General features: G+C 71.9%; 13 protein-coding genes and 1 tRNA gene. 9 read left to right on the forward strand and 5 right to left on the reverse strand.

What is annotated here, in order from left to right; all coding sequences use genetic code 11:
- Window positions 1-30: 30 nt before the first annotated feature.
- On the reverse strand, window positions 31-3,006 hold the full coding sequence (locus FHX81_RS15245; RefSeq protein ID WP_141983950.1) for a glycine--tRNA ligase: 2,976 nt from the start codon (window positions 3,004-3,006) through the stop codon (window positions 31-33).
- A 365-nt stretch (window positions 3,007-3,371) separates the two neighbouring features.
- Between FHX81_RS15245 and FHX81_RS15250 the strand changes: the two genes are divergently transcribed.
- The 5 genes from FHX81_RS15250 (at window position 3,372) to FHX81_RS15270 (ending at window position 8,394) form a co-directional block, all read left to right on the forward strand.
- On the forward strand, window positions 3,372-5,090 hold the full coding sequence (locus FHX81_RS15250) for an LCP family protein (protein ID WP_246107827.1): 1,719 nt from the start codon (window positions 3,372-3,374) through the stop codon (window positions 5,088-5,090).
- A gap of 16 nt (window positions 5,091-5,106) precedes the next feature.
- On the forward strand, window positions 5,107-5,772 hold the full coding sequence (locus FHX81_RS15255) for a SanA/YdcF family protein (RefSeq protein ID WP_141978800.1): 666 nt from the start codon (window positions 5,107-5,109) through the stop codon (window positions 5,770-5,772).
- A 131-nt stretch (window positions 5,773-5,903) separates the two neighbouring features.
- Window positions 5,904-6,386: a helix-turn-helix domain-containing protein gene (locus FHX81_RS15260; protein ID WP_141978801.1), complete on the forward strand. Its 483-nt coding sequence runs from the start codon at window positions 5,904-5,906 to the stop codon at window positions 6,384-6,386.
- Between the two features lie 113 nt (window positions 6,387-6,499).
- Window positions 6,500-7,678 (forward strand): Mur ligase family protein, encoded by a 1,179-nt coding sequence (locus FHX81_RS15265; RefSeq protein WP_141978802.1) that lies wholly within the window; start codon window positions 6,500-6,502, stop codon window positions 7,676-7,678.
- Complete coding sequence (locus FHX81_RS15270) at window positions 7,675-8,394, forward strand: type 1 glutamine amidotransferase (protein WP_141978803.1); 720 nt, start codon at window positions 7,675-7,677, stop codon at window positions 8,392-8,394. Before FHX81_RS15265 ends, FHX81_RS15270 begins: the two co-directional genes overlap by 4 nt.
- Window positions 8,395-8,537: 143 nt before the next feature.
- On the opposite strand, the gene FHX81_RS15275 is transcribed toward FHX81_RS15270, so the two are convergent.
- Complete coding sequence (locus FHX81_RS15275) at window positions 8,538-10,025, reverse strand: flavin-containing monooxygenase (protein WP_141978804.1); 1,488 nt, start codon at window positions 10,023-10,025, stop codon at window positions 8,538-8,540.
- 77 nt (window positions 10,026-10,102) lie between these two features.
- On the opposite strand from FHX81_RS15275, the gene FHX81_RS15280 reads away from it, so the two are divergent.
- Window positions 10,103-10,744: a TetR/AcrR family transcriptional regulator gene (locus FHX81_RS15280; protein WP_425473822.1), complete on the forward strand. Its 642-nt coding sequence runs from the start codon at window positions 10,103-10,105 to the stop codon at window positions 10,742-10,744.
- Here FHX81_RS15280 and FHX81_RS15285 read toward each other — a convergent pair.
- Window positions 10,722-11,237: an LPXTG cell wall anchor domain-containing protein gene (locus FHX81_RS15285; RefSeq protein WP_211363488.1), complete on the reverse strand. Its 516-nt coding sequence runs from the start codon at window positions 11,235-11,237 to the stop codon at window positions 10,722-10,724. The genes FHX81_RS15280 and FHX81_RS15285 overlap by 23 nt on opposite strands.
- 235 nt (window positions 11,238-11,472) lie before the next feature.
- Here FHX81_RS15285 and FHX81_RS15290 point away from each other — a divergent pair, with 235 nt between their 5' ends.
- Both FHX81_RS15290 and FHX81_RS15295 read left to right on the forward strand, forming a co-directional pair.
- A complete protein-coding gene (locus tag FHX81_RS15290) occupies window positions 11,473-11,733 on the forward strand; it encodes a hypothetical protein (RefSeq protein WP_141978806.1) in 261 nt (86 codons plus the stop codon).
- Between the two features lie 94 nt (window positions 11,734-11,827).
- The gene (locus FHX81_RS15295; RefSeq protein ID WP_141978807.1) at window positions 11,828-12,442 is read left to right on the forward strand and encodes a TetR/AcrR family transcriptional regulator; all 615 of its coding nucleotides are present in this window, start codon (window positions 11,828-11,830) and stop codon (window positions 12,440-12,442) included.
- Between the two features lie 24 nt (window positions 12,443-12,466).
- On the opposite strand, the gene FHX81_RS15300 is transcribed toward FHX81_RS15295, so the two are convergent.
- Entirely contained in the window at window positions 12,467-12,688 is a 222-nt protein-coding gene (locus FHX81_RS15300; RefSeq protein ID WP_033438423.1) for a DUF3618 domain-containing protein, read from the reverse strand.
- A gap of 155 nt (window positions 12,689-12,843) precedes the next feature.
- On the opposite strand from FHX81_RS15300, the gene FHX81_RS15305 reads away from it, so the two are divergent.
- Window positions 12,844-12,917: transfer RNA gene (locus tag FHX81_RS15305), tRNA-Leu, on the forward strand.
- 40 nt (window positions 12,918-12,957) lie between these two features.
- On the opposite strand, the gene FHX81_RS15310 is transcribed toward FHX81_RS15305, so the two are convergent.
- On the reverse strand, window positions 12,958-13,908 hold the full coding sequence (locus FHX81_RS15310; protein WP_141978808.1) for a CobW family GTP-binding protein: 951 nt from the start codon (window positions 13,906-13,908) through the stop codon (window positions 12,958-12,960).
- Window positions 13,909-13,961: the final 53 nt, after the last annotated feature.

The following is a 13,961-nucleotide window of genomic DNA, read 5'->3' on the forward strand; positions in this document are numbered from 1 at the left end:
GGAGGGCGGGGATCGCCGTACGCGACGGGTTCAGCCCAGCGCGGTGCCCAAGGCCTGCCAGTCCAGCACCGGCGCGGCCAGGTCGCGGATCGCGGCCAGCAACCCCAGCCGGGCCCGCCGCACGTCGGCGTCCTCGGCCATCACCAGCACCTCGTCGAAGAACGTGTTCACCGGCCCGGTCAGCCCGGTCGCGGCGGAGGCGAACGCGGCCAGGCCCGTGACACCGGTCGGCACGTCGGCCAGCGCCTTGTGCAGCGCCACCTCGGCGGGCTCCACCAGCACCTGCGGGTCGTACTCGCCGACGGTGTCCGCGGGCACGATCCGCCGCACCCGCTGCAGCGCGGCCACCAGCGCGGCGAAGCCCCCGTCCCCCGCCAACGCGGTCAGCTCGGCCAACGTCGCGTCGGCCACCGCGGGCGCGTCGGCCAGCGGCAGCACGGCGTTGACGAACCGGTGGTCGTGCCCGGCGTCCAGCAGCTGCTGCTCGTACCGCCGCACGGCGAACTCGCGTGCCGCGTCCAGCGCCGTTGCCGGGATGGCGAGCGCCGAGGCCTCCAGCTGCTGTGCCTCCACCTCTTGGGCGGCCAGCGCCAACGCCTTGGTCAGCGTGATCGCCTTGAGGTCCGGGAACGCCCGCAGCACGCTCACCGCACCCAGCGCCGCCCGCCGCAGCCCGAACGGGTCGGAGCTGCCGGTCGGGTTCGCGCCGATGCCGAACAGCCCCGCCAGCAGGTCGAACCGGTCGGCCAGGGAGAGCAGCGCGCCGGGCGTGGACGTCGGCAGCGCGTCACCGGCCGAGCGCGGCAGCTCCATCTCGTACAGCGCCTGAGCGACCTCCGGGGTCTCCCCCGCCCGCTCGGCGTACTCGCGGGCCATCACACCGGCCAGGCTGGACAGCTCGATCACCATCTGCGAGCCCAGGTCGAACTTGGCCAGCTCGCCCGCCCGCGCCAGGGTCTCGTCGGCCGCGCCGACCTCGTCGGCCAACCGCCGCGCGAGCGCCGCGATCCGACCCGCCCGGTCGGCCATCGAGCCCAGCCTGTCGGCGAACGTGAGCTTCTCCAGCCCGGCCTTCATGTCCTCCAGCGGCGTGCGCAGGTCGGCGCGCCAGAAGAACGCCGCGTCCTCGTACCGGGCCCGCAGCACGGCCTCGTTGCCCGCGCGGACCAGGTCCGCGTCCACGTCGCCGTTGGCGACGGCCACGAAGTGCGGCAGCAGCGAGCCGTCCCGCGCCCGCACCGGCAGGTACCGCTGGTGCTTGCGCATCACGGTGGTGAGGATCTGGGCGGGCAGCTCCAGGTAGCGCTCCTCGAACGAGCCGAGGATCGGCGTCGGGCGCTCGACCAGGTTCGTCACCTCGTCCAGCACGCCCGCGGAGTCCACCACCCCACCCGCGGACGCGGCCAGCTCCTCGGCACGCGCCACGATCGCGTCACGGCGGCGTTCGGCGGAGGCGTCGATGCCGTGCCCGGCCAGGAACTCCAGGTAACCGTCCGCCGTGGACACCTCGACCACGGGCTCGGCGGCGGTGCGGTGCACCCGGGTCCTCGGCTCGGCGGCCAAAGAGGACACCGCGACCGGCACCGGCGTCGTGCCCAGCAGGGCCAGCAACCAGCGGATCGGGCGGGTGAACGACAGCTTCGGGTCGTTCCACTTCATGTTCTTCTCGGCGCGCAGCTCGGACACCACCTCGGCGAGCAGCCCGCTGAGCACCCGCACCGCGCCCCGACCGGGGTCGGTGCGCACCAGGGCGACGTGCTCGACGCCGTTCTCCGTGACGCGGCCGAGCGCGGTCACGTCCACCCCCTGGCCGCGGGCGAAGCCCTGCACGGCCTTGGTCGGGTTGCCGTCGGCGTCGAACCCGGCGGACACCCGGGGGCCGCGCACGGTCTTCTCCGCGTCCGGCTCGCGCGGCGCGACGTCGGGCACCAGCACCACGATCCGGCGCGGCGTGCCGTGCACCTCGACCGGGCCGTGCGCCAGCCTGGTCGCGCCCAGCTTGTCCGCGACGGCCTTGCCGACCGCCTCGACGGTGCGGGTGACCTCGGCGGGCGGCAGCTCCTCCGTGCCGATCTCGAACAGCAGCGTGCTCGGGCCCTCGACCTCGGCGAACTCCGCCGGCAGCGTGGCCGCGGCGGGCGCCTCCGCGAGGCCGAGCGGGTGGCCGAGCTCCTCCCGGCGGGCCGCCCACAGCTGGGCGACCTCGCGGGCCAGGCCGCGCATCCGGCCGAACGCGCGGGCCCGCTCGGTGGTGCTGATCGCGCCGCGCGCGTCGAGCACGTTGAACGCGTGCGAGCACTTGAGCACGTAGTTGTGCGCGGGCACGGGCAGGCGCGCGTCCAGCATCCGGCGCGCCTCGGAGGCGTACTCCTCGAACAGCCGCTTGTTCGCCTCCACGTCGGCGTCGTCGAGGTAGTAGCGGCTCATCTCGTACTCGGCCTGGCCGAACGCCTCGCCGTAGGAGATGCCGGGCGCGTACGCGATGTCCTTGAAGTGGCCGACGCCCTGCAGGGCCATCATGATGCGCTCGATGCCGTACGTGATCTCGACCGACACCGGGTCCAGCGACATGCCGCCGGCCTGCTGGAAGTAGGTGAACTGGGTGATCTCCAGCCCGTCGAGCCACACCTCCCAGCCCAGGCCCCACGCGCCGAGCGCGGGCGAGGCCCAGTTGTCCTCGACGAACCGCACGTCGTGCGCCCGGACGTCGATGCCCAGCGCTTCGAGGCTGCCCAGGTACAGCTCCTGGGGGTTACCCGGGTCGGGCTTGAGGATGACCTGGAACTGGGTGTGGGTCTGCAGCCGGTTCGGGTTCTCGCCGTACCGCGCGTCGTCGGGCCGCACGCTGGGCTCGACGTAGGACACGCGCCACGGCTCGGGACCCAGCACCCGCAGCACGGTGGCGGGGTTCAAGGTACCGGCGCCGACCTCGGTGTTGTACGGCTGCACGACGACGCAGCCCCGTTCGGTCCAGTACCTGGTGAGCGCGAGCAGCGCATCCTGCATGGTCAGCACCGCAGCAGTCTACGAACGGGACGCGGCCGAACTTACAATCGGGTAACCGACCTGGTCAGACCGCCCTCGGCCCGGTATCACCACGTCCGGCGAAGCCGCTGTGCGACGCTGGTGGCAACCCGGACCACCTGTCATGCGTCCACTGGGACGTACCCGGGTACATGGGAGGAGTGGGAGTGGACAACCGGCCGCCGAGGCCAGGCGAACCCGACGGGTTCCGCAGGCGACCCGTTCCCCCTCGGAGTCCTTCCGCAGGTCAGCCGCCGCGCGCGCAGGAGCCGCCCCGGCGCTCCGAGCCGGGGGCGCGGTTCGACCCCCCTCGTCGCGGCCCCGAGCGCCCGACCGGCGAGCGCCGCGTGCCCGGTGAGCGGCCGAACCGCCCGGTCGACCCGGCCTCGCCCCGCCCGAACCCGCCGCGCTCGGCCGACCGCGCCCGCGCGGGCAACGAGCCCGGCCGCCCCCGTCCCACCGACGACCGCAGGACCGAAGGTCGACGCCCCGCCGACCCCCAGCGCGTCGGCCCCGCGCCACGACCGACCGGGCAACGCCCGCGCCCGCCCGCCGGCCGCACGGGTCCGCCGCGCCGCCGCCCGCCCGCGCGCTCCGCCTCCGGCGGCGCCGTCTTCGGCCGGTCGCTGCTCGCGCTGTTCTCGGCGGCCGTGCTGCTGGGCACCGGCTACGCGTGGGCGAACCTGAACACGCTGCTCAACGAGATCGCCACCACCGACGTGATCAGCGACGCGGGCGGCGGCGAGAAGCCCGCCGACGGGTCGGTCGACATCCTGATGGTCGGCATGGACAGCCGCACGGACTCCAAGGGCAACCCGCTGCCCCAGGAGATCCTGAGGGAGCTGCACGCGGGCAACGAGAACGACGGCGGCCTGAACACCGACACGCTGATCCTGATGCACGTGCCCAACGACGGCGGCAAGGCGGTCGCGGTGTCGTTCCCGCGCGACTCCTACGTGCAGATCGCGGGCGGCTACGGCCGGCACAAGATCAACTCGGCGTACGGCTACGGCAAGAACGAGGCCGTCGCCGAGCTCGAGCGCTCCGGCGTCAGCGACCCGGCGGAGCTGGAGGTCAAGTCCCGCCAGGGCGCGGCCAAGACCCTCATCACCACGATCGAGGACCTGACCGGCGTCACCATCGACCACTACGCCGAGATCAACCTGGTCGGCTTCTACGAGATCACCAAGGCCGTCGGCGGCGTGGACGTGTGCCTCAACCAGGCCACCCGCGACGACATGTCCGGCGCGAACTTCGCCGCCGGCCAGCAGAAGATCCAGGGCCGCGAGGCGCTGGCGTTCGTCCGGCAGCGCTACGGGCTGCTGCGCGGCGACCTCGACCGCATCGTGCGCCAGCAGGTGTTCATGGCGGGCCTGGCCAAGCAGATCCTGTCCGCGGGCACGCTGTCGGACCCCGGCAAGCTGCGCTCCCTGATCGACGCGCTGACCAAGTCCATCGTGCTGGACAAGGACTGGGACGTGCTGCGGTTCGCGACCCAGATGAAGGACCTGACCGGCGGCAGCCTCAAGTTCGAGACGATCCCGACCGGCAACCCGGAGTTGGCCACGCCCGAGGACGGCATGGCGGTCGAGGTCAACGAGCGCGAGGTGAAGCGGTTCTTCAAGACCCTCCGCGCCGACCCGAACGCGACGGCCGCCGGCACGCCCGCGATCGACAACGCCACGGTCACCGTCGAGGTGCGCAACGCCTCCGGCATGCCGGGCCTGGCCGGCCGGGTGCTGGAGGCGCTCGTGACCGAGCGGTTCGTCGACGGCGGCGCGGCCAACGCCTCGCCCATGGACGTGTCGGTGGTCCGCTACGGCGTGGGTGGCGAGGCCGGCGCCGAAGCCGTCTCCACGGCGCTGGGCGGGCTCGACCTGGAAGAGGACCCCGACATCCCGGCCGGTCACGTGCGCGTGTTCGTGGGAGCGGACTACGCCGGACCGGGCACGCAGAACCTCGCCGGCAAGCCGCTGGTCGGCTTGGACGGCGCGCGGCAGCAGCAGCCGGACCCGACCACGACCGAGCCGCCCATCACGGCGGACGGGGTGCGCTGCGTCAACTGAGGACCGGGGGGCAGTCGTGCGGGACTTCGTCGAGCGCATCCGCTGGAAGCGGGTGCTGATCGCGCTCGGCCTCCTGGCCGTGCTCGTGGCCACGCCGTGGGTGTGGGTGCAGGTCGGCAGCGCCGCCTACCGGCACGACGCGTCCGACGTGCCGGACGCGCCGGTGGCGCTCGTCCTCGGCGCGGGCCTGACCAGGGCGGGCACGCCCACGCCGTTCCTGGCGGGCCGGCTCGACGTGGCCGCCGACCTGTACCGGCGAGGCAAGGTCGAGGTGCTGCTGGTCAGCGGAGACAACAGCACCACCGACTACGACGAGCCGACCGCGATGCGCGCCTACCTGATCGACCGGGGCGTGCCGGCCGACCACGTGGTGGCCGACTACGCGGGCCTGGACACGTGGGACTCGTGCACGCGGGCCAAGCGGATCTTCGGCGTCGAGCGGGCGACCGTGGTGACCCAGGAGTTCCACCTGCCGCGCGCCGTGGCGCTGTGCCGCTCGGCGGGCATCGAGGCGTCCGGTGTGGGCCACGACACGTCGGCCTGGTTCGCGACCACGTCCTACGGGCACTTCCGGGAGGTGTTCGCGGCCGGCAAGGCGATGTGGGACGGGCTCGTGGCCAAGCCCGACCCGCGCTTCCTCGGGCCGCGCGAGAACGGCGTCACCAGCGCGTTGAGGCGTTGAAACGCTACTTTCAGTACCACTCGGTTAACCCGATCGGGCGATAATTCGGACAACTCGCGTAAGCAACCGTCCGGTCGAGCTTTCCATCTGCGTGGGGTCTGTCGGGGCCCCGGCGGACTGGAGGATCGACGGTGCAGATCGACACAGCGGCGTACCAGCGCGTGCTCGGCGATGAGCTCCGCAGCCTTCGCAAGCAGCGCGGATGGACTCGCAAGGAGCTCAACCGCCGGCTGCAGAGCGACATCTCGCTGCAGACGCTGGCCACGTACGAACTGGGCACCCGCCAGTGCTCCGTGACGAGGTTGGTGGAGATCTGCGTCGCGCTGGGCGTGCCCGCGCACCAGGTTCTCGCGCGGGTGCACGAACGCGTGTTCGGTGACACCCCCGCCGGGCACCTCTCCGTCGACCTGGCCACGGTCGTCGCCGACACGCGACCGCAACTGATGCCGCTGCGCCGCTGGGCGCAGGGCAGGCTCGCGCACCTGGTGCCCGGCCAACCGCCCGAGGTGCACCTCGACCTGCCCGCGCTGGAGTACATGGCCCAGTTGTGCCAGCTCAGCACGGTGGACCTGATCCGGACCCTGCGGGAGCTCGACCACCACGGGCCCCGGTAGCATCGGGGGATCTCCCTCCCCTGACAGATCCGGGAAGTCGGTTGCCGAACACTCCAGGTGCAGACCCAGCCCGCCTGCCGCTGCGCACCGCCGCGGCCGTGCGACTGGGCAACATGAGTTCCAAGCTGTCGCAGAAGATGGGTCTCGGCGCGGGCGGCATGATCGGCGGCCGGGTCGCGCTCAAGCTCGACCCGCAGGCGCTGGCGCACTTGACGACCGGCCGCTCGGTCGCGCTGGTGACCGGCACGAACGGCAAGACCACCAGCACGATGATGCTCAGCCGGGCCGTGTCGTTCCTGGGCGAGGTCGCCACCAACCACGGTGGCGCGAACATGCCCGACGGGCACGTGACCGCGCTGTCCAAGCAGCCCGACGCGCCGTACGCGGTGCTGGAGGTCGACGAGGGGTACTTCCCCGAGGTCGTGCGGGCCGCGGCGCCCGCGGTGGCCGTGCTGCTGAACCTCAGCCGCGACCAGCTCGACCGGGTCGGCGAGGTGCGCACCATCGAGCGGTCGCTGCGCACGGCGCTGGCGTCGGTGACCGGGGTCGTCGTGGCCAACTGCGACGACATCATGGTGACGTCGGCGGCGCGCGACTCGGCGAACGTGGTCTGGGTGGCGACCGGGACGGGCTGGCACAACGACGCCGCCTCGTGCCCGCGCTGCGGCGACCCGATCCGCTGGGAGGGCGAGCACTGGCACTGCACCGGGTGCGACCTGGCCCGGCCGCGCCCGCAGTGGGTGACCGGCGACGGGTACCTGGTGACGCCGAACGGCGTGAAGGTGGAGCTGGCGCTGCGGCTGCCCGGCAAGTTCAACCAGGCCAACGCGGTGATGGCCACGGCCGCCGCGGTCGCGCTGGGCGTGCCCGTGGAGGAGGCCGTGCAGCGGTTGCGCGCGGTGTCCAACGTGGCCGGCCGGTACCGGACGATCCAGCGGTCCGGGCACCGGGCGCGGCTGCTGCTGTCGAAGAACCCCGCCGGGTGGAGCGAGACGCTGACCGTGGTGCGCGAGGCGGACCACCCCGCGGTGCTCGTGATCAACGCGCACGAGGCCGACGGGCGCGACCTGTCGTGGCTGTGGGACGTGCCGTTCGAGCGGCTGCGCGGCCGTCAGGTGATCGCGTCCGGCGAGCGGGCCACGGACCTGGCCGTGCGGCTGACGTACGCCGAGGTCGAGCACACGATCGTGCCGGACCCGCTGCTGGCGATCGACGCCATGCCGCCGGGGCCGGTCGAGGTGATCGCCAACTACACCGCATTCCGCGACCTGAACGCGAGGGCCGCCCAGTGAGCACCAGCAAGGTCCAGATCGCGCTCGTGCTGCCCGACCTGCTGGGCACGTACGGCGACTTCGGCAACGCGGTCGTGCTGGAGAAGCGGATGACGTGGCGGGGCATCTCCGCCGAGATCCTGAACATCCGGTTCGGCGAGCCGGTGCCCGAGTCGTGCGACATCTACGTGGTCGGCGGCGGTGAGGACACGGCGCAGACGTTGGCCGTGCGGCACCTGCGCGAGCACCCGGGCATGCAGCGGGCGGCGGCGCGCGGCGCGGTGATCCTCGGGGTGTGCGCGGGGATCCAGATCTTCGGCGAGTCGTTCACCCGGGCCGACCAGGTGACGCACCCCGGGCTCGGGCTGATCGACTCGACGTCGCACGCGGGTGGCAGCCGGGCCATCGGCGAGGTCATCGCGACGCCGGCCGACGGGTTGTTCGAGGGCCTGCTGACCGGGTTCGAGAACCACCAGGGCCGCACCGTGCTGGGTCCGTCCGCGCGGCCGTTGGCGCACGTCAAGGTGGGCACGGGCAACGACGGCTCGGTGGAGGGCGCGGTCCAGGGCCGGATCCTGTGCACCTACCTGCACGGTCCCGTGCTGCCGCGCAACCCGCAGATCGCCGACCTGCTGATCGAGTGGGCCACGGGTGCCAAGCCCGGCCCCCTCGACCTGCCCGACGTGACCCGCCTGCGCACCGAACGCGCCAAGGCCGCCGGCGTCCCGCTGTCCTGAACGTCGAACTCAGGGGTCCTGGGCGTTCGACTCTCGGCACCTGAGCGTTCGACTCTCGCGAGAGTCCTGCGTCCAGCTCGCGAGAGTCGAACGCTCGGCGCCCGTGTGTCGAACGCTCGGGTACCGGGTGTTCGACGTTCGGGTCAGGCGGGGACGCGGGCGCGGCGGGCCCGGGTCAGGGTGTAGTCCTCGGCGCGGACGGTCTTGGTGCGCATCCAGTAGCGCCACGTGAAGCCCGGCCACACCGTGCGGTTGATGCCTCGGGCGTCGAGGTACCAGCTCTTGCAGCCGCCCTCGGTCCACACGCCCTTGGTCAGCTTGCGCTGCAACTGCCGGTTGAACCGCGCCTGCACGTCCGGCCGCACGTCCAGCTCGTCGGCCTGGTGGCGGTCCAGCAGCTCCAGGCACTGGCGGACGTACCGGATCTGCGACTCGATCATGAACACCACCGAGTTGTGCCCCAGGCCGGTGTTCGGGCCGAGCAGGAAGAACAGGTTCGGGAAGCCCGAGACGGTGATGCCGTAGTAGGTCTCGATGCCCTGCTCGCGCCACTGCTTGGCCAGGTCGACGCCGCCCTTGCCGGTGATGTCCAGGTAGTCGAACGAGTCGACGACGTGGAACCCCGTGCCGTAGATGATCACGTCGACCTCGTGCTCGACGCCCGCCGCGTCCACCACGCTGTTCGCCCGCACCTCGGCGATGCCGTCGGTCACCAGGTCCACGTTCGGCCTGCTCAACGCCGGGTAGTAGTCGTTGCTGATCAGCACGCGCTTGCAGCCCATGGTGTAGTCGGGCGTCAGCTTCGCCCGCAACGCCTCGTCGGGCACCTGGCTGCGCATGTGCCGCTTCGCGATGTTCTGCGCGAACTCCATGATCTTCGGGTTCACCGCGAAGCCGAGCGCGCTCGACTCACGCGTCCAGTACACGAAGTCGCGGTACAGGCGCTGGGTGAACGGCAGCGCCCGGAACAGCTTCTGCTCCCAGGTCCGGATGGACCGGTCCATCTTCGGCATGATCCACGGCGGCGTGCGCTGGAACAGGGTCAGGCCGCCGACCTCGTCCACGATCCGCGGCACAAACTGGATGGCGCTCGCGCCCGTGCCGACCACGGCGACCTTCTTGCCGCGCAGGTCGTAGTCGTGGTCCCACTCGGCCGAGTGGAACGTCCTGCCGGTGAAGTCCTCGATGCCCGGCAGGGTCGGGATGTTCGGGATGTGCAACGCGCCGACACCCGCGACCACGGCCTTCGCCGTGTAGGTGTCGCCGTGCTCGGTGGCGACGTGCCAGACCTTCGCGTCCTCGTCCCACCGCGCGCCGCTGACCTTGGTGTTGAACCGGATGTGCTCGCGCAGCCGGTACTTCTCCGCCACCCGCTTGAGGTAGTCCCAGATCTCGGGCTGCCGGGCGAACATGCGCGACCAGCGCGGGTTCAGCTCGAACGAGAAGGAGTACATGTGGGACGGGACGTCGCACGCGCAGCCGGGGTAGGAGTTGTCCCGCCAGGTGCCGCCGAGGTCGGCCGCCTTCTCCAGCACCACGAAGTCGCGTTTCCCGGTGCGCTTCAGCTCGATCGCCATGCCCAGGCCGGAGAAGCCCGTGCCGATGATCAGGACTTCGACCTCTCGGTGCATGCCCGTCTCCTCCAAGTCCGCTCACATACTCCGCAGTAGGTTACTCGAAGTAAGTTACCTCCGGTAGTCTGGACTTCGTGACCACGACCGAGCCGCGCCGCAGGCGGATGCCCAAGGCCCAGCGCAAGGCGCAGATGCTCGACATCGCCGAGGGCGTCTTCGCCGAGCGCGGCTACCTGGCGGCGTCGATGGACGAGATCGCCGAACGGGTCGGGGTGTCCAAGCCGATGCTCTACGAGTACTTCGGCTCCAAGGAAGGCCTGCTCATCGGCTGCATCCACCGCGCGCGCACGGAACTGCTCGACCGCACGCAGCAGGCGATCACCGGCGCGGACGGGCCCGAGGAGGTCCTGCGGCGCGGCCTGATGGCGTTCTTCGAGTTCATCGCCGAGCACAAGCAGTCGTGGTCGTTGCTGCGGCAGGAGGCGGCGATCACCGTGCCGTCGGCCGTCGAGGAGGTCGAGGGCATCCGGCGGCAGCAGACCGACCTGATCGCGGCCGTGATCGGCAGCTTCGACTCCGATGTGGACGCGGTCGAGGCCGAGGCGTTCGCCGAGATCGTGGTGGGCTCGACCGAACGGCTGGCGCTGTGGTGCGAGCGCAGGCCCGAGGTGGGGCCCGCGCTCGCGACGGCCTACGTCATGGACGTCGTGTGGCGGGGCGTGGCGAGCCGGCTCACGCCCGCCGGCGGCGCGGTCAGGCGCGACGGCGACGGCTGAACAGCAGCAGCAACGCCCCGGCCAGCAACGCGGCCAGGCCGCCCACGCCCGTCCACAGCGGCGCGGCGCCCGTGCTCGCCAACGCCTGCCCCGCGGACGCCGACACCACGCGCGGCGGCACGGTGGTCGTCAGCGCCGGCGCGGTGGCGGTGGTGGTGGTCGTTCCCGGGACCGTGGTGCCCGCGACGGCCGTCGTGGTGGTCGACGCGGTCGTGGTGCCGGCGACCGCCGTCGTGGTCGTGGCGGTCGTGGTCGCGGACGCCGACGTGCCGGACACGGCGGTCGTCGTCGTGGTCACGCTGGTGGACCAGCCACCGGTCGACGTCGTCGTGGGGTTGGTGGTCGTGGTGTGGCACGGCGGGTCGCCGCGGTGCCGGCACACGTCACCCCGGACCGGGTCGCCCCACCCGTCCGGCACGTGCCACGACGGATCGGCCAACGCCACCCCGGGCGCGATCGCGAGACCCAGCGCCAGGCACACCACAACGACCACTCGACGACTCATGACGACCTCTCAGACCAAAGGGATTACTCCAAATGGCCTATCGACGTCCGATGGCGGGGCGTTACGGGTCATGCACGGTGTGTACCCGGTTTTCGAGTACACGATCGGGTGGCACATGGGGGCGTCGAGGCCTCATCAGCGCCTCTCACTCGATAGAAGGGGACGACGCGCGTTCATCCCCAAACGCCGGTCAGATGAGCAGACGACCGACGGAAGGCCAGGCATGTCCACACTCCCCATCACCGCGAACTACCGGCGCAACGGCGACGACTGGGCGGTCACCGTCCGCGCGGCGGGCAAAGAACTCGACGCGACCGCACCGGGCTTGATCGCGGCCCGGCTGGCCGCCGACCAACTGGTGGAGGAGATCGCCCTCGGGCGCTCCGCGCGCGCCGTCGTGCACCTGCTCGACGGCGACGCGCTCGCGTTCTCGGTGGCCTACCTGCACACCCGCGCGGGCCTCGCGCCGCCGGCGGCGGGGTGAACCCGAAGCGGCGCGGCGCGCGGGCCGGTGCTCGACGCCGGGATCCGGGCTCACCAGGCCTAGGATGTCCGGCCAAAGGCGACAGGAGCGCGAAATGGCCACACCGGTGTACAGCGGGGCCGCTCGGACCCCGCAGCGGGGCAGACCCAGGGACGCCAGCCGGGACGACGCGTTGCGACAGGCCGCGCTGGAGGTGATGGCCGAAGTCGGGTACCGCGCGCTGACGATGGACGCCGTCGCGGCGCGCGCCCGTGCGGGCAAGGCGACGATCTACCGGCGGTGGGAGTCCAAGCTCGACCTCGTGATCGACACGTGCACGCAGCTCGCCCAGCAGAACCTGACCGAGCCGGACACCGGGTCGCTCGCCGGCGACCTGCGGGAGTTCCTGAGCGCGTTCGCCGCGTTCCTGTCCGGCCCGATCGGCAAGGCGGCGCAGGCGCTCGTCGGCGAGCTGCCGCACGAGCCGGAACTCGCCTCGGCGTTCCGCGAGACGTTCCTGACCGCGCAGCGGGGCGTGCTGCGGCGCATCCTGGAGCGCGCCGAGGAACGCGGCGAACTGCGCCAGGACGCGCCGCGCGGCATGGCCGTCGAGATCGCGGGCGCGGCCCTGATCTACCGGCTGATGCTCACCGGCGACCCGCTCGACCTGCCGTTCGTCGACCGCGTGGTGGACCAGGTGCTGGTGCCCCTCGTCGCCAAGGGGCAGTAGGGCGCGGTCAGCAGCAGGGCGCGGTCAGCGGAACAGCTTGCGCAGCAGGGCGAACCCGACGAGCACGGCCACCGCGATCAGCGAGTACCGGATCTTGGGTTCGTCGAGCTTCGCGCGCACGCTCTCCTTGCCGGACTCGACGAAGCGCTGGGGATTCGCCCTCGTCCCCAGTTCGTCGAGGGTCACGGCCAGCGCGTCGCGAGCCTGCTCGATCTCGCGCTGGATGGTGTCGGGATCGCGGGCCACATCTCCTCCTAGCTGCTGCTCCTTGGTCACAACCGTAGTTGAGGCGCGGTGGCGGCGTTGACCTGACCGGCCGACGGGCGTTTCGGTAACGCTGTTTTCACCCAGGTGGCCCTCGTCACCGGACGGCGCGGGCCTGCCGATAAGCTTGCCGCGCCGGGCTCGTAGCCCAATTGGCAGAGGCACACGGTTTAGGTCCGTGCCAGTGAGAGTTCGAGTCTCTCCGAGCCCACGTCGCCGGCGACCCTCGGCGGTGATCCGCCGGGGGCCGTTCACGTGGTGTAGCGCAGGACCTCCAGCATCGACTGCGGGTTCACCGCGGCCGGGTCCGGTTCCTCGCAGGCGGCCAGCTCCGCGCGGATCGCGGCGACGTCCAGGCCCGTGCCGATGAGCACCAGCTCGGTGCGCCGCGGTCCCGGCCACGCCGACCGCTCGAACCGCAGGAACGCGCCGACGGTGTGCAGGCCGAACCGCTGCCGGTGGCCGGGCACGTCGAACCGGACGAAGCCCTTGATCCGGTACAGGCCTTCGGGGCGTGCGTCGAGGAAGGCCATGAGCCGCAACGGGTCCAGGGCGCCGCCGGTGAACTCCACGCTGTCGTAGTGCACGTGGTCGTGCTCTTCGTCCAGCAGGTCCTCGAAGGACAGTTGGCCGAACCGCTCGCGTGGGCGTGGGTCGAACAGCAGGGCCGGGTCCACGCGGCCGTACGACGACTCCACCACGGGCACGCCCGGCTTGAGCCGGTGGATCTCGGCGGTGAGCTCGGGCGCGTTCGTGACGCGGTCGACCTTGTTGAGCACGACCAGGTCGGCCACGCGCAGGTGCTTGGCCAGGTCGTCGGGGAACTCGGCGGCGTCGACCAGCAGCACCAGGCCGCCGTAGGTCAGGCGGGGGTTCTCGGTGGCGAGCACCATCCGTGCCATGGCCTGCGGTTCGGCCAGGCCGCTCGCCTCGATCACGATGACGTCGACCAGGGAGTCCAGCTTGGCCAGCATCGCGTCGAGCCCGCTCACGTCGACCGCGCAGCACAGGCACCCGTTGCTCAGCGAGACGGTCGAGTCGACCTGCCCGGCCACGCTCATAGCGTCGATGCCGATGGCCCCGAAGTCGTTCACCACGACCCCGATCCGCGTGCCGCGGCTGCCGCCGAGCAGGTGGTTGAGCAACGTCGTCTTGCCGGCGCCGAGGAACCCCGCGACCACCACCACCGGGATCCGCTTCACGCCACCCGATCCTACGACCCCCTCGTGAGTCGAACGCTCGGGTCCCGAGTGTC

This window comes from Saccharothrix saharensis, from assembly GCF_006716745.1.
GTDB classification, from domain to species: Bacteria; Actinomycetota; Actinomycetes; order Mycobacteriales; family Pseudonocardiaceae; genus Actinosynnema; species Actinosynnema saharense.

Coding starts and splice junctions, on each gene's coding strand:
- FHX81_RS15245 (WP_141983950.1), bottom strand. CDS start 3,006: ATGCAGGATGCGCTGCTCGCGCTCACCAGGTACTGGACCGAACGGGGC.
- FHX81_RS15265 (WP_141978802.1), top strand. CDS start 6,500: ATGAGTTCCAAGCTGTCGCAGAAGATGGGTCTCGGCGCGGGCGGCATG.
- FHX81_RS15275 (WP_141978804.1), bottom strand. CDS start 10,025: ATGCACCGAGAGGTCGAAGTCCTGATCATCGGCACGGGCTTCTCCGGC.
- FHX81_RS15290 (WP_141978806.1), top strand. CDS start 11,473: ATGTCCACACTCCCCATCACCGCGAACTACCGGCGCAACGGCGACGAC.
- FHX81_RS15295 (WP_141978807.1), top strand. CDS start 11,828: ATGGCCACACCGGTGTACAGCGGGGCCGCTCGGACCCCGCAGCGGGGC.